The organism is Paenibacillus lautus (assembly GCF_050482385.1).
Taxonomy (GTDB): domain Bacteria; phylum Bacillota; class Bacilli; order Paenibacillales; family Paenibacillaceae; genus Paenibacillus_AQ; species Paenibacillus_AQ lautus_B.
Genome location: NZ_JBCNHV010000002.1, coordinates 113,609 through 129,877, shown reverse-complemented (window position 1 = coordinate 129,877; position 16,269 = coordinate 113,609). Strand labels below are relative to the sequence as shown.

Annotated in this window: 11 protein-coding genes; 3 read left to right on the top strand and 8 right to left on the bottom strand. The window is 50.5% G+C overall.

Annotated elements, in window-relative coordinates; genetic code table 11:
* Positions 1 to 33: 33 nt before the first annotated feature.
* The 7 genes from ABEW73_RS05410 to ABEW73_RS05380 all read right to left on the bottom strand — a co-directional run bounded on the left by ABEW73_RS05410 (position 34) and on the right by ABEW73_RS05380 (position 9,865).
* Positions 34 to 918, bottom strand: coding sequence for a carbohydrate ABC transporter permease (locus tag ABEW73_RS05410; protein ID WP_430162243.1), 885 nt, complete (start codon positions 916 to 918; stop codon positions 34 to 36).
* A gap of 23 nt (positions 919 to 941) precedes the next feature.
* Positions 942 to 1,931: an ABC transporter permease gene (locus ABEW73_RS05405; protein ID WP_430162241.1), complete on the bottom strand. Its 990-nt coding sequence runs from the start codon at positions 1,929 to 1,931 to the stop codon at positions 942 to 944.
* Between the two features lie 134 nt (positions 1,932 to 2,065).
* A complete protein-coding gene (locus tag ABEW73_RS05400; RefSeq protein WP_430162239.1) occupies positions 2,066 to 3,085 on the bottom strand; it encodes a LacI family DNA-binding transcriptional regulator in 1,020 nt (339 codons plus the stop codon).
* Between the two features lie 177 nt (positions 3,086 to 3,262).
* Positions 3,263 to 4,075, bottom strand: a complete 813-nt coding sequence (locus ABEW73_RS05395) for a phosphotransferase (RefSeq protein ID WP_430163014.1) — start codon at positions 4,073 to 4,075, stop codon at positions 3,263 to 3,265.
* Positions 4,068 to 6,287 (bottom strand): DEAD/DEAH box helicase, encoded by a 2,220-nt coding sequence (locus tag ABEW73_RS05390; protein ID WP_430162237.1) that lies wholly within the window; start codon positions 6,285 to 6,287, stop codon positions 4,068 to 4,070. Before ABEW73_RS05390 ends, ABEW73_RS05395 begins: the two co-directional genes overlap by 8 nt.
* The gene (locus ABEW73_RS05385) at positions 6,284 to 7,621 is read right to left on the bottom strand and encodes an ATP-binding protein (protein WP_430162235.1); all 1,338 of its coding nucleotides are present in this window, start codon (positions 7,619 to 7,621) and stop codon (positions 6,284 to 6,286) included. The genes ABEW73_RS05390 and ABEW73_RS05385 overlap by 4 nt, the downstream gene beginning before the upstream one ends.
* Before the next feature lie 270 nt (positions 7,622 to 7,891).
* On the bottom strand, positions 7,892 to 9,865 hold the full coding sequence (locus ABEW73_RS05380; RefSeq protein WP_430162233.1) for a TerB N-terminal domain-containing protein: 1,974 nt from the start codon (positions 9,863 to 9,865) through the stop codon (positions 7,892 to 7,894).
* Between the two features lie 138 nt (positions 9,866 to 10,003).
* Here ABEW73_RS05380 and ABEW73_RS05375 point away from each other — a divergent pair, with 138 nt between their 5' ends.
* From ABEW73_RS05375 to ABEW73_RS05365, 3 genes are all read left to right on the top strand, one after another.
* A complete protein-coding gene (locus ABEW73_RS05375; protein WP_430162231.1) occupies positions 10,004 to 10,666 on the top strand; it encodes a M50 family metallopeptidase in 663 nt (220 codons plus the stop codon).
* Between the two features lie 262 nt (positions 10,667 to 10,928).
* A complete protein-coding gene (locus tag ABEW73_RS05370; protein WP_430162229.1) occupies positions 10,929 to 12,110 on the top strand; it encodes a phosphotransferase in 1,182 nt (393 codons plus the stop codon).
* Between the two features lie 262 nt (positions 12,111 to 12,372).
* On the top strand, positions 12,373 to 12,993 hold the full coding sequence (locus ABEW73_RS05365) for a class I SAM-dependent methyltransferase (protein ID WP_430162227.1): 621 nt from the start codon (positions 12,373 to 12,375) through the stop codon (positions 12,991 to 12,993).
* A gap of 399 nt (positions 12,994 to 13,392) precedes the next feature.
* Here ABEW73_RS05365 and ABEW73_RS05360 read toward each other — a convergent pair whose 3' ends face one another.
* On the bottom strand, positions 13,393 to 16,182 hold the full coding sequence (locus ABEW73_RS05360) for a glycoside hydrolase family 2 protein (protein WP_430162225.1): 2,790 nt from the start codon (positions 16,180 to 16,182) through the stop codon (positions 13,393 to 13,395).
* Between the last annotated feature and the right edge of the window lie 87 nt (positions 16,183 to 16,269).

Genomic DNA, 16,269 nt, shown 5'->3' with positions numbered 1-16,269 from the left:
TGTTTCTGTTCCACTCCCCTAAGAGCAGCAGCTCTACTCTTTAACAGCCCCCAGCATCATGCCGGAGATAAAATATCTCTGTAATATTGGATACATCACAACAATTGGCAGCGTTGTCACGACAATGGTTGCTAGTTGGACCCCTTTGGTGGTCGTCTGGATCGCGACGGACCCGATGTTTTGCATCGATTGCGTCTGGGACTGCACAATAATCTCATACAGCATCATCTGTAACGGATAGAGCGCTTGGTCCGTGATATACAATTTGGTGGTCATAAAATCGTTCCACTGCCCGACCCCGTTAAACAAGGCAATTGTCGCCATCGCTGGCATGGAGAGAGGAATGAAGATGCTCAAGAAAATTCTCCAGTCGCCCCCGCCGTCGATCTTTGCCGACTCTTCCAGCGAATCCGGGACGTTTCGGAAGAAGTTCATCAGAATAATGACATCGTAAAAGCTTAATAGAGCCGGAATGATATAAACCCAGAAGCTGTTTAGCAGCCCCAAGTCCTTCATCAACAAGTACGTCGGAATCATGCCGCCCGAGAAAAACATGGTGACGACACCCATTGCGACATAGAATTTGCGACCGCGGACGTATTTTTTACTTAAGCCGTAACCCACCATGGCACAGAAGAACACATGCGTGATAACCCCGATGACGGTTTTGGCCACTGAGATGAAGAAGGCGTTCCATATGTTTGCATCCCTGAACACGGCCTGATAATTCTCAAGCGAGAATTCGGTAGGCCAGAAGATGAACCCGCCCTCGGCCAGGGACCTGCCCGAGCTGAAGGATGAAACAACCACGTTCCACAGCGGAACGACGATGATGATCGTAAACGTAACCAGTAAAATGATGTTGATCGTATCAAAGATCTTGCTGTCGAGATCCCCTTTTGCTGCTTTCAAATTCACCGTAATACCTCCCTCTGCATGACCTATAGAACGGATTGATTATCATTCAATTTACTGGTCACCTTATTAGCCGTAACAAGCAGAATGACAGATATGATGGATACACCCAAACCAACGGCGGTGGCATATGAGAAATCGCCTTGCGTCATACCCATCCGGTATACGTACGAGTTAATGACTTCGGCCTTTTCCCGGTTCTGCGAATTCATGAGCACCAGGGTCTGATCCAGATTCGATCCCAATAAACCGCTTACAGTCAGGATCAGATTCAAGCTGATAATCATCTTCATGTTCGGCAGGGTGATGTTCCAGATTTGTCTCAGCCGACTCGCCCCATCAATTTTGGCAGCCTCGTAATAGGTAGGATCAATCTTAGCCATGATCGCCAAGTACAGAATCGTTCCCCACCCGGCTTCCTTCCATATATCCGATAAAGTTGCGATCCACCAATACTTGCTCGGGTCGAGCAATATATTTTGCGGCTGCGAGATTAAACCGAGACTCAGCAAAATTTCGTTGAATAGGCCGGATGTCGAGAACCAGGTAATGAGCATGCCGCCCAATACGATCCAGGACAAAAAGTGAGGCAGATAGGAAACCGTTTGGACGAATTTCTTGAACCGCCCCATGCCCACCTCGTAAATCATAATGGCCAGAATAATCGGAATGACAAAACCGATCGCCAGCTTCAGGAAGCTGATGCCCAGCGTATTGACCACGGAATCCCAAAAATACTTATCCGATAAAATAATTTTGAAATTATCGAAGCCAACCCATGGAGCAGAATCCAGCGTATCGATCACGGTGTAATTTTTAAAAGCAATCGTCAAACCGTAAATCGGGATGTAGCAGAAGATAAACATGAAGATAACGCCGGGAATGATCATCGATTGAAGCTCCCATTGCCGCTTGTAATCAATGAAGAATTCCTTGACCCTCTGCCCCAACGGCTTCTTCCCGGTTGGTTGAACCGGGCCCGTGCCGGTTGACTGAACTGCAGCTGTTTTGCTCACCTGCTTAGCCTCCTTTGATCATAAAATCGATAAAATAATCAGCCCTAATAAAAACGTTTTTATTTTTGGCGAAAAAACCACCCTGATATGATGATCATTTTAAAAAAACAGATACAAAAATTCCGTTTCTTCACTTAAACCGATTCGTTCCGATTGATCTTCACGTGACTGGAGCCGCGAACGACCAGCTCCCCTGGAAGCTTCTGAATCTTGCCCTTCTCTTTCTTCTGAATCATGCGCACCAGATGATCCACGACCATAATCCCCTGTCTGGCAATCTGATTGCGTACGGTCGATAAAGGCGGCGTAAAATACTGCGCGATATCAATATCATCGAAGCCCACGACACTGACATCCTGCGGAACCTCGTATCCATGGGACTTCAAAGCCCGAATACAGCCGATGGCACTCACGTCATTACCGGCAAGAAAGGCATCCGGTACTTTCCCGGGGTGTAAGTGAAGAAACGATTTGACGGCGTTATAGGAACCTTCTTCCTCAAAATAACCCTGCAGTATGTAGTCTCCGTCGATCGGGAACTGGCACTCCCTAAGCGCAGCCAGATATCCTTCCTTCCGCTGCACGCTGTCAAACATCGTATCTACGCCGGAAATGTAGGCGATCTTCTTATGCCCCAGGCTGATCAGGTACTTGGTTGCTTCATAACCGGCTATGTAAGAGTCGAATATGATGCTGCCCATCGTCTCGTTCTGAACCTCGCGATCCAGGAAAACGGCCTTAATCTTGTCCTTCTCCATAGCGGCGATGTCTCTATCGTCGATCTTCAGCTCTTCGAAAATAATGACGCCATCCACCCGGCCGCCCATAATATTGCTCATAATCACCTGTTTATCCTTTGTCACAAACACATTCAAACCATAACCCAGACGGTCACATTCCCGTGACATCGACTCCACCAGTGTGTAGAAGTAAGGCCCTGACACGCTTGTCGTAAAGAAGCCCAACATCTTGGTCTTCCCCGACTTCAACAGCTTTCCGTTCAGGTTAGGTACGTAATTGAGCCGCTCTGCCACCTTCAGCACATGGGATTTGGTCTCCGGGTTTAATACATCTACATCATTTAATGCATTCGAAACCGTAGAAATGGAGACTCCGGCTTCTCTTGCCACATCCTTGATTGTTACTTTACCCATATAACCATTCCATTCTTCCTTTGCGATAAAAACGTTTTTATGTACATAAGTTACCATACATGTGAGATGAACACAATGCTTTTTTGGAAGGGGTTACAAATATTTTTTCGATTATACTCAACAACCCTTGGGGGGATAGGATATGAAAAAAACAGGCACTCTTCAAAGCGGTACCCTTCATCGGTACCACTCTTCAAAGTGTGCCTGCAGGAATTGAATCTCTTTTTCGTAATGGGCCACATGCCCCTCATCGATCATTTTCTGGTAAGCCTTGTTGCCTTGTGCCGCACCGGTTGTAAGTGTATCGCATAATGCCTTAATGCGTCTTATAGTCCATTCTTTCATGTTAGGAGGCGGAGCTATACCATAAGACTTAAAGAACAGCGATATTCTGTGAGTGCGATCCGCAGCATGTAATTCCGATCGATAAGGTATCGATGTCCCTGTAGTGTAATTTATTGCAAAGCTTGCTAGCGGGACTGAGGTGTACAGCATATAAACGATGTCCCAGATTCGTGGACCTGGTGCAGCCATATCAAAATCGATCAGCGCAATCGGTACCTCGTCTCTAAACACGATATTGTACAAAGCGGCATCATTGTGACAGATCACTTCATCGTCCCATTCCCCCGAAGCCTGAGGGTTATGTTCAGACTCCGTTTGGATTGAAGTAGTTGCAAAGCCTTGTACGGCGTCATGATAACTCCGCAACAACGCTGCACTCTGGATAAGGGCATGGTCGGACCATATATAGGGTTTAAAATCAGGATATTGGTTTCCCGGCACCTCTCCAGGAATAAAGGACAAGATCTCGCGACCGCTATGATCAATACCTATGAACTTGGGAGCGCCATCAAAGCCCTGCTTATCCAAATGTCGAAGCAAATCATGCACGAAAGAACTCCAATTTCTAGTACGGTGAACGTTATTTCCGATACGTACGACTTCGTTAACATTGCCACCGGGAAGTACTTCTTCCTTGTCACACATCCATAGCTCCCCTTCCCGCTGCTCCATGTGCCATCCCCAGTACCTCAGCCAGTCCCTCCAGATCCAGTCCATCGGCGGCAAAAGCGGTGCGAACGAGCTTCGGCGGAACGAACTCGTCATATTTGCCGAGATACGGGGCCTCATCCGGATCGAGGAGCGAGCCTGCGTCCTCACAATCCATCAATTCCTTCTTAATTTCCTCCATCAGCGTCTTATGATCGACCTTGCCCGCGACAACCATGTAATACGGCTCCATCGGCACGATGGAGCGCAGCGCCAGCCGCTCGGACAGATTATGCTTCAGCAATCGCTCCAACGTGCGGAACTGCTTGCTGCCCGCCCAAGGCAGGATGAACAGGGAATCGCCGCCCGCCGGTAGGACCACCTGCTTCAGCAGCCCGCTTTCCCGGGCAAGACGGCGAGCCCGCTCCAGACGATTCACCGCACCCGGTGCCAGATACGGATAGATGGCGCTGTCCGCCAGCACCTCCCGCATCTTCTGCACCACGCGGGTATGCACATCACCGCCTGCGCCAAGCCACAACGTATCAACCTTGCCTTTGGCCGACTTCACATACAGGGCCTTATGCTTCGTATCGACTTCCTCCACCTTCCACAGCTTGCCCGCGAGCGAGAAGCAGTAGCCCGGCGGCGGCACGGTCGTAATCGATCCGATTTCCTCCGACCCGTTATATACGACATGCTCTTCATCGTCCTTAAACACCGCATAGAAGCGGTAGTTGTTCACGATCTTCTCCCCGCCAAGGCCGATGATCAGACTGCCTTCTTCCGTACGCTGGATATGGTCCGTCTGGAGCAAATACTGCAAGAACTCCTTGTATTCCTCCGGCTCGATGCCGCGGAAGGCCGGGAGCGTCAGCACCGCTCGCGCCAGATCCGGCGGCTCAGCCTCGCCCATGCTCTTGAGCGTGCTCATCGTCTGATGATAAAGCACGCCCACCGGCTTCTTCCGCAGGGCCAGCGGTTCGACCCATTTCTCGCGAATATACAGCTCAATGACCGCAATGGCCCGGAGCAGCATCCATGGCATGCGCGCAGGCAGCATCGCCTCCTCGTCCTCATCCTCCGGACAGAGGAACATCATCTCGGAGGCTTGATCCCCGCGCCGTCCGGAGCGGCCGAGCCGCTGAACGAAGCTGGAGCAGCTGTACGGCGCGCCAAGCTGGATCACCCGCTCCAGCTCGCCGAGATCGATGCCGAGCTCCAGCGTCAGGGTGGCCGCCGCAACCGCTGGCCCCGGGCCTTCGCGGAGCGCGGCCTCGGCTTCCTCGCGCAGCATCGCGGAGATGCTTCCATGGTGCACATGGAAGACATCCCGCTGCTCGCGCTTGGCCGCAATCCGCCGCAGCTCAAGCGTGGTCAGCTCGGCATCCGAGCGGCTGTTCGTGAAGACCAGCGCTTTTTTCAGATGGGTGTTATCGTACACGAAGTCGTAATAGGCTTTGCGTGCAAGCTCCAGCTGCTCCGCCTGCTTCTCATCCCGCGCATCGGGGAAGGAGAAATGCTCGACCGACAGCCGCAGCTTCCGCCCCCCTTGCGGGGCGATGACTTCGACCGCGTTCTTCGTGCCCGCACCCAGCCAGCCGGCTGCGGTCTCATAGTCGCTAAGCGTTGCCGACAACCCGATGCGGCGAGGCGAACAGGAAGCCATCCGCTCGATCCGGGTCAGCTGGCTCAGCACCTGAATGCCGCGGTCGGCTCCCATAAAGGCGTGCACCTCGTCAATGATGACATACCGCAAATCCTGGAACAGCGCCGGGATGGCATTTGGCCGGTTCATCAGCAGCCCCTCAAGCGACTCGGGCGTAATCTGAAGTACGCCAGACGGCTTCTGCATCAGCTTGGTTTTCTCGGCCTGGGACACATCGCCATGCCAATGCCATACCGGCACCTGGCCCTCCTTCAACAGATCGGTGATGCGTTCAAATTGGTCGTTAATCAGTGCCTTAAGCGGGCCGATATACAAAATTCCTACCGAGCTGGAAGGCTCGTTATATAGCTCCGTCAACGCCGGGAAGAACGCGGCTTCCGTCTTGCCCGATGCCGTACCGGAAGCGATCAGCAGATGATTGGGCGTATCGAACAAGACGCGGCAGGCTTCCACCTGCGCCTCGCGAAGCGTATCCCATCTTTTTTTATAGATAAACTCCTGAATGAATGGAGCCAGTCTGGAAAAGGGATTCACGCTCATAGTTCGAACTCCGCCAGCAGATCGTCCAAATCGTCCGAATCGGCATCGTTCGTCCCTGTGCCCTGCGGCTGCGCTGCGGCCCGCTCGCCTAGCAGCTCTTCAAACGTGGCCTCTGGATGCTGATGCAGCGTATGCAGCAGATCCATGAAATCCCGCACCACCTCGCGGGTGGTAAGCAGTTCCTCAGCCCCCAGCCGATTCACGGCCGTCTGCATGAATGCGATGAGCTGATCATCCGTCAACTGCGCTTCATATTTGAAGTGCAGGGCGTGGATGTCCCGCAGCTTTTGCAGGAGAATAAGAATCTCCTCGTACGACAGCATGTCCAGCTTCAAAATGGGCGAGGTGTAGGTTTTCAGCGAACCACTGCCATAACGCCCGTCAATTAGGCGGGATCGCAGCGCGTCATAACTGAACAGCCCCCGGCGCTCATCCTCGACAAACTGCGGCGTTCCGCCCATGTAGATGCCCAAATGCTCCGCTTTGCCCTGCATCGTGTCGTTGAACATGGTCAGCAGCTTCTCATAATTGCTCTGGCGAGACACACTGTTGGTGATTTTGTAGAGGTTAACCCCTTCGTCAATGAACAGCAGCAATCCCTTATAACCGATGGCAGCCGTAAACTCGGACCACAGCTTCATGTAATCGTACCAATTGTCGTCATCGATAATGACCCCAACCCCAAGATCCTTGCGCGCCTCCGTCTTCGTCGGGACTTCCCCGCGAAGCCAGCGCAGCGCCGCCCCTTTGCGGTCATCGTCACCAAGCTTATAGCCGTTCCAGTAAGCGGCCAGCACCTTCGCAAAATCAAACCCGTGCACCAGATTCTGCATGCCGTTTGTCACCGCATATATCTGCAGCTCCACCCGATCGTTCAGGGCAGGATCATCCGGGCGGATACCCGTCTCCTGCATGATGTCCTGCTGGATCGCGGCGATCCATTTCTGCAAAATGGCCTCCAGAGCGCCTCCGTCCGGACGCGTCCTCGTGGACAGATGGGTCATCAGCTCACGGTAAGTGGCAAGCCCTTGCCCTTTCGTGCCCACCAGCCGCCGCTCCGGCGAAAGATCCGCATCCGCCACCACGAAATCGCGGTCCATCGCGTAGTTGCGGATGATCTGCAGCAGGAAGCTTTTGCCGCTTCCGTAGCGGCCCGTAATCAGGCGGAAGGCAGCGCCGCCTTCGGCGATATTATCCATATCGCGCAGGATGGACTCCACCTCCGGCTTCCGGCCGACGGCGATGAACTCAAGCCCCACCCGCGGCACAACCCCTGCCGTTAAAGAGTTTACGAGGGCCGTTGTGAGCCGTTTCGGTATTTTTAATTCCGTCATAGTTCCACCTCTTTCAAGCATCTTACAAGAATCTCTCAAAACATAAAGAGCTATATAAGTTGAACTAAAGATTCTCAGCCCGAGCATCACTACGAATACGGATTATTCTTCCGATCGCTGTTGCCCCCAGATTTCTATCAATCCATTAAAAATGGTTGAAATCCGGGTGCAAAGGCGACCGCTACCGCTTCTCCAGAATAATTCCGCCTTCTCCGTTGAGCTTCTTCTTTTCATTAGTTCAATCTATATGGTCTATTTCAATCCGTCCGATTACACGGACTTTAATGTTTCCAGCATATCTATATAATCATCCGCAATGGCCTCTCCATCGATCAGAAGATCACCGATGGTATCCATCGCGGTTTCATTGATCTCATCAAGCAATAACGCCGGCATAGAACCGGCCTTCTCCGCAATTTGCTGCAGCTCCGAGCGGTTCGGTCCCGCCCTGAGGGCATGGAGAACTTCCAGGTGGATGGGATTGAGACGCTCTGCGAGTTCCTGCCATTCCTCATCCTCTACCTCCCATTGCCACGACTGCTCTCCTACTGTGGGCATCACTGTAAGGGCATCTTCATCTACAACGTGCGGGGCCATAACATGGATACCCCGAGCTTCAGATGAATGCTCTACTAGAGAACCCATGGATTGCATCAAGCGATTATCAGCGCTCCCTGAAGGTTCCATAGACCTTCCGTTAGCTGCTTCTGATTCCGGTTGTTCCGTGTTCACGGAACGAACGATGACATCTGCATCGTCAAGCTGTTCCCTTACCTCTATGGCGTCGAGCTCATAAGGATCCGCATCAAAATCCATCACCGCCTGGAACACGTCCGGTTTCTTCGCTACTGATTTTCTGGAGGACCGGCCTTTGGAAGGCGAAGCCATGTTAGTGCTTGTTCCCGCACTTTCGGAGTGGCCTGAAGAAGCACCAACTGACGAAGCAGGCTCCAGTGCCGGCTGGCTGTTGATCACCTCAGCCTGCTGCCCGGCTTCCTCCGTAAGCAGCATGTCGCGGACCTGGTCCGACTCCCGCTGTAATCTGTGCAGCTTCCCCGTGTCGATCTGAACCTCCGGTATCGCCTGTTTGCGCTGGGCATCCAGCTGCTCCTGAACCTCTTTTTTCAAATAACGGGTAATGATCTCTTTCACTTCGGGCTCAACCGCATCCTGGCCGCGCAGCCGTCCCTTAAAGCCTCTCAATTCCCGCAGCTTATTCTCAGTCAAGCGAACCAGCCCCGTTATATAAGAACGCAGAGGAGCGTATTCGCTTAAGGATACCACCGTCAGCACGACGTTTCGCCCGTATAACCCATGATCGTAAACCGCACTGCGGAATAAATGCCGTTTCACCTGCCGGGGCCGTGGCTGAAAGCGGTCGATGAAGCGCTGCCCCTTCATTTTGGCTAAGTAACTGTCCACGAGCGCAATCACCTTCGGGGCGTACTGTTCCAGGTCCTTGCGGCCATTCTCCTGGTAAAAACGGCTCTTCTCCACGTCATAATCCAGCAAATCCAGCAGCAACTCCCATGATAGCTCCACGGGCTGGAGAGAGAACCGACGCTTCCATTCCTTCTCCTTCAGCTCAGCGGACAAGACGCGCGGGAAGCGCTGATACGTTTCCCGGATCGGCATATCCAGGCCATGCACGATCATAAAATCATATAGCCACTCCCGCAGGTACGTATCCAGCTTGGCATAACGCTTCCGGTAGGCCGTCCACGCCTGCTCCATCAATGCATAGCCCTGCAGGGGATCGCTCCAGCCCACGCCATGGATCAGCTCGTAAAAATAGACAAACAAATAGGATAAGTCCGTATCCGGGTACCGCCCGGACCTTACTTCCTCCCGCCAGTAAAAATACCATTTGAACTGGTCGCTGGCCATCTGGTCGTAGGTCGGCCAATAGCTTTTGAAGGCTACAAAAGGGGCCTCTCCCTCTACATGCCATGCGAGCTCCCTTGCCTTTTGCACGAATTGCTGCTCCTTGGTCACGTAGCGGAAGTCCTCGCCCCAATTCATATCCAGCGGCTCCTGCGGCTTCACAATCAGGGATTCCTTCGCTCTGGCAGCAGAATCAACGGGTTCCTGCCCCTGATGATCTGATTGCTTGTCCGGTAACGAGACGTCCTGCTCGTCGCCGGCCAGCTCAAATTCAGCAAAACGAATCCCTTGGTCATTCACGAGCGTAGTATGTCTTATATGTTCTATGTGATTGTCGTTGTTAGGCTTATCGTTTTTCATCGAATATGAACCTCCGTCACAACTTCAATTATACCATTTAACCTATAGGGACTAACCGATTTTCACATGTTTCTCATCTGTATTATAATGGACGGAATGATAGTCTAGCGAATGACTTTATGCTGAAAGGACCTTCGAATGAATAAATGGCTGAAAGCATTGTTATTTCTAGTGGGTGCGGCTATTCTGACAAGGCTGATCCCCTTCTCTTCCTGGTTCCGCATCCTGGATACGATGATCCATGAGCTGGGGCATGCCGTCATGACCCTACTGATGTCGGGGCGCGTGCTCAGCATCGAGCTGAATCCCGATCACAGCGGCGTGACCTATTCCATGCTGGCTTCTGGTGGCTGGAGTCCGATTGTGGTCTCGCTTGCAGGCTATATGTCGGCATCCCTATTCGCCATTCTGATGTTCTACGGCTATGCCAAGAAAAAACAGGACACCGGCCTGATCACCATTACCGTGCTTGCCCTCATTATGATCCTCTTCTTTGTTCGCGCCGGCTATGGATTATGGTGGCTCATTATTTTTATGATCGTGAATCTGATCTTCTATTTCCTTGGCGAGAAGGTCCGTAATTTCTACTACCTGCTGCTCGCCTTTCTCGTGCTGGAAGAGTCCGTGGTCGGTCCGCTAACCCTCCTGACCATGGCGCTGACCCAGCCCAAGCAAGCGGGCGACGCCTCCAACCTGGCCAACATGACCGTGCTCCCGGCCTTCGTCTGGGCGCTGCTGTTCCTGCTGTTCTCCCTATGGTGCGCGAAGATGGCGCTGCAGCTGTTCTGGAAGAAGCGGTGAAACAGGTTCGTCACACGGCAGGCAAAAGAAGCCAGCGTTATCCAACCTTCGGATGACGCTGGCTTTTTTATAAGGGCTTGATTTTCATTTGAAGCAACCTTATCGGAGATGGAGCAGGATTGACCTCCTCTTTGTCTAATATACTGTATGTGTATATTAGACGAATTCGTCCATTGGGTTCTATGTGGGAAATGGGTGAATTCGTAGAGAAAACATTATCTAAAATCAATGCAAGTAAAAATTAAATAAAGGGATAGATTAAATGCACTCAGAAATTATATTGAAGAATAATTCCAACATACCTATAGAGGATAAGATTGACCAGATCAACGCTTGTATTGAATCCATACATGGAAATTCAGCTGCTGAACTTGTGTCAATAACTTGTGATAATACTGGTTATAAGACTCCAAACTTCACAACCTCTGGTATATTTCGTTTGCATGGGTTGGTAAAGCTATATAACGAATTGAAGCCGTGGTGCGTTATCTTAAAAATCATTAAGCCAGACACACCCGAGAAAGATAACTTTGAACATCACAACTACTGGAGACGTGAAGCACTTGTATTTGAGTCAGGAGTTTTAAGAGAACTTCCTGATTCTATTTATGGTGCAGAGAGCTATTTGGTTGAAGAACAACATGATGGTACCATATGGATCTGGATGGAATATATTAAGGGCGAATACGCAAAAACAGTTGAGCAATTTTCATATATCGCCCGACAATTAGGCCGTTTTAATGGGGCCTATCTTAAAGGAATACAAATGATGCCTAAACATGAGTGGATATGCAGGGCTTGGCTCAAATCATGGTCGATTGCATGCCGCATGTATGCTCCTAATGTGGAGGAGTATGTAAATCGAATAGCTACAGACAATGTGCGAAGTACTTGGGCTTGGTATCAAGATCTGCTCGGTAACATTGACTCTTCAATTGACTCGCTCCAACAGCTGCCGCGAGTATTGGCACATCAAGACATGAGCCAGATGAATATGTTTCTCGTTAAAAAAGAAGAGAGCGAAAGTCAACTCGTTCTAATCGACTGGCAGTTCATGAGTATATCCGGTATTGGCGAAGACTTGGGTAAGTTATTCGGGGTGAACATGAGTCTTGGAATTATTCCGCCTGACCAATATATGAAGTTTCAGAACTCTTTATATAATGCATACCTGGAGGGGTTGCGAGATATGGGATGGCAGGGTGACATAAGATTAGTGAGGTATGGATTCTGTTTAAGCACTGCTATAAGAAGTGTGTGGGAGGTCCCACAGTTCTTTTCCATTATGGCTCAGTTAGAAGACGAGCCTAATAATATTAAACTCAGAGAAAAACTTACCCGCCTTGATTGCATTATTACAGTACATAAACAAATGGCCGCGGAAGCGAATTCCATTAAACTTATACTAAAAGAAAAACGCAGCTTAATCGAAGAGCGTATTTAAATCAGATAACACCGCACTCATGCTGTGGTCCTAGCGAACCTCGGTCCCGGAAGAATAGAGCGAGGAAACGTATGCCGGGACACATATGAGAGCCTAAGAGCAGCCCTCTAAGGCTCTCGGCGTCGTGAATGCAAGAATGTTAGGTGAAATTGTTATATGAATCAAAGCATGGAATACATAAAGGAATATCGAAAACTCCGCTACGTGCATTAGCCCCTTGATTGTCAGAAGTAACATTAATCACATTCAGGAGAACCAACTAATGAATAACAATTGGAATAAAATTATTTATAAAATCTGGTCACCTATTTATGATAAAATTTTCAATTCAAACATTTTTCTCCATGCACGTAAACAAATATTTCAAGAGACCCCCTTCAATAACACACAAAAGATACTTTTTGTCGGCGTAGGCACAGGAGCTGATTTAGAGTTATTGAACCATTATGATTTAGATATAACGGCTATAGATTTTTCACCAGATATGTTGAGAAAAGCAAGAGCGAAATTTAAGAATTCTCGCATTACGTTTTTAGAAATGGACGCTCAAAATATGGCATTTAACGATATGTCGTTTGACTATGTGGTTGGAAGTCTAATTCTTTCCGTAGTACCCGATGCTGACAAGTGTTTTCAGGAAATGGGCAGAGTTTTAAAACAAGAAGGAAGGATCGTTATTTTCGATAAATTTACCCCTAGTAACCATAAACTCTCGATATCAAAAAAGTTGTTTAGACCACTAATTAAAGTCTTAGGGACAGATATTGGATTGAATTTTGAGGAGTTATACCTAAGAAATAATAATAATTTAAGTATAGAAGAAGATAAACCCGTCATGCTGAATGGGATGTATAGAAAAATAGTTGTTAGAAAAATCAGTTGACATCTATACAAGATTATTCTTGATCGGTGGTTGAGTTTATGGGAGAGGCATGTAAATTGAGCTGTGGTCACTGCTCATATAATCAAGAGGTGTTTTTAGGTATTGGATTTCAATATATTAATTTGATTTCTATTTTAGAATGGTATAAGGAGGATGTCGGTCGACAACGAATCAGAGAGTTTATGAATTTGATTGCTTTGATGGTCTGTATGTATGTTCGCTCTGCACGGCTCCCATGCCATTAGAAGACGAGAATATCCGATAACACCATATTTCCAACCTTAGGACCATCGAGACGAAAAATCCCCATAAGAAAATGGGCTGCCCGGCACGTAGTTATTCACTACAAATGGACAGCCCACTTCGTATTATACTTTACATTAATGGTTTATTTCATGATCACCGGCACCGCACCAGCAAATCGATCGGATAGCGGCCCGCATTCCGACCATACAGACTGATGCCGCCCTCCTCGGCCCGCAGCTCCAGTCTGAAGCTGCGCTTGCGGTCAAGCTCAGCCGCGAGTCTTCCCGGCACCTGCGCCTGGCACAGGTATCCGTACGAACCGGCCTCTTCCAGAAGGTTGTTGACCGGCTGATAGTGCCACGAGAGAACGCCTCGGCTATCGGCAGGATCATCCGTGAGCACAGCCTCGCCGATTTGGACATCGTCCACCCATACGGATATACGGGATTCATGCAGCTCTTCATCCGTCATATAGTAAGTGCTTGGGTTATACTCCACGTCTGCCGACGCCCCGTGCATAAAGTCGATTCCGTGCGTGCGATGCCGCGCACCCTCGATATTTCTGGCTAATAAGCGTTTCGCGCCAGCTTCGAAGAAAATCTCGATATCGCGGATCAGCGGCTGTTCGTTATGATCCGGCAGCTGTACCTCATAGACGAATCGGCCCTCTCCGCCGCCATTCACTTTGGAGCCTTGAAGCGCCTCCCACATGTAGGCGAAGCTTTGCTCACGGAATGTGTTAACCGGGATGCTTACGGTTCTGGTACCCGTTCCATCGTTCCCCTGTCCCTCTCCGCCACGCACGTCAAACGTCGTAAAGTTTCGCGTTACTACACCGTTCGCTGCATTCACGAGGCGAACTCCGAGGATCGCAACCGCATCGGTCTTCGGCATGCGGAGCTTCAATTCCGTTAGTGGCGCAACACCGTAGCCGTCCCAGGCCACTTCCAAGGTCCCTTGATCAGCGACCACCTTCGTTCCGAGCTGATCATAGGATAATTCCCAAGCCAGAATAAGCTTCTGTCCATGGTATTGATCCGAATAACTGGAGCGCAGTAGCGGTATGACGGCCTCAGCCCCTTGCTCCAGCGTCTGGCAAGGCGGTGCGTCAATCACGATGAAGTCGGGCGTGTGCAGGTCGGCGATCGTCATGCCCGGCACAAAATCCCCATACCCGAATTTTTTGTCCGTTCCATCCAAACGGTAGTAGCCGTTGAATTCGTTTGTCACGTCGCGGAATTCCGTAAATACGAAACCGCACAGCTTATCATGGCGCCGGAATTCGTTCAGCATGTAACGGTAATGCCACGCGAGATCGCTGTCCCCGGCTCCCCCGTCAATTCCCCACACGTTTCCGCATTCACTGTTCATGAGCGGAGCATCGTCTTGCTGGTTGCCGCCGATGTAATTATGCTCCGATCCAGGATACGTCTTCTGGACAATTTCCTCGAGATGATTCCGCAGCGGTTCATACCCGTTGATGTAAAAATGCCAGGTGTTGATATCCGTCTCCACATGATCGTACGCGCAAGGCGAATTGTCCTCCACGATACGGGTCGGGTCCAGCTCCTTGGCCCATCTGTACTTCTCCCGCACCCACTCCTGCGTCTCCGGGAGATAGTAGCTGTGCTGCTCCTCTCCGCCCGTTAAACCCGTCGTTTTGCTGTCGGTACGGAGTCCCCAAGTTTCGTTAAACATGACCCATGAAAAAATCGACGGATGATTCCGGTCCCGCTCCATCACTTCCAGCGCCTCGCGCTCATAGGCGGAACGCGCCGTTTCATCCGGATTGCCCCAGAAGCATGGCATATCCTCCATCACCAGAATCCCGAGTTTATCCGCCCAATACAGCTTGCGGGGCTCCTCCGGCTTGATATGAATCCGCACAAAGTTCAGTCCAAGCCGTTTCATCAGATAAATCTCGTCCCGCATCTCCGTATCCGTCGGGTAGGTGAAAAATCCCGTCTGGTGGTAGGATTGGTCCAGCGTCCCGTTTAAATAGACCGGCTTCCCGTTCAACGTAATCCAGCGATAATCCCGTCCGTCGAACTTCGCCGTTCCGATCTCACGTATGCCAAAATAAGTATGGACGACATCTTCGCCAGATGAACCGGTCAAACGCAGCTCCCCTTCGTATAAATGCGGGGTTTCGGGACTCCACAGCTGCGGATCGTCGACTTGGAACACCGTTGTCCGTTCATTCGCGCCTTCTTGCAGCTCCCACTCCACCTGATACGTAACCGAGCCCTCCGCAAACGAGAGCTCGAGTGTCACCGCGCCTGCTTCTTGAGCCTGGATTATGGATTTCAATTCAATCTTACCGTCAATGGAGGTTGTAAAGATGGCTTGCTCCACGTAGGTTTGCGGCCGGGCCTCCAGCCAAACCGGCTGCCAAATTCCCCTGATCTCGCCATACCCCTGCTTCCCTCGGGCTTGGTAGTTATGGTCGAAGTCTTCTGCACGCACAACGATCGTATTGTCTTTTGCCGAATCCCACACCGTTGTCACGTCAAATTCAAAGGCTCCGTAGCCGCCTTGATGCGAGCCGACATGTTTACCGTTGACCCATACGTCGCACAGATAATCCACGGCGCCAAACCGCAGAAAGATTCGGGACTGCTTCTTCGCCGGCTCCCATTTCACGGACCGACAATACCAGCCTATCCCCTTCTCGTTACGCTCAATGCCGGACAAGGGACTGACCCAAGAGAACGGCACTGTAATCTCTGAGGTAAAAAGGCTGGCGTCTCCGCCCAGCAAGCCAGTAGCGTCATCCCCGGCGCTCGTACCCGCTTGCTGTCGTACGTCATCTGATCCTTCCGTATCGAGCCGGAACGACCACTGGCCGTTCAAATTCAACCAGTCTTTTCGTTCAAAATCCGGTCTGGGGTACTCTGCGCGCGGAATTTCCGTGTGAATGGAGGGTGCTACAGGAGTCTTCATGAAGCGAACACAACCTTTCCTTTTTCTGAATTTGCCCCTATTCTAGCACCTGTATATAATAAATGCAATGTACATTATACTTTTACA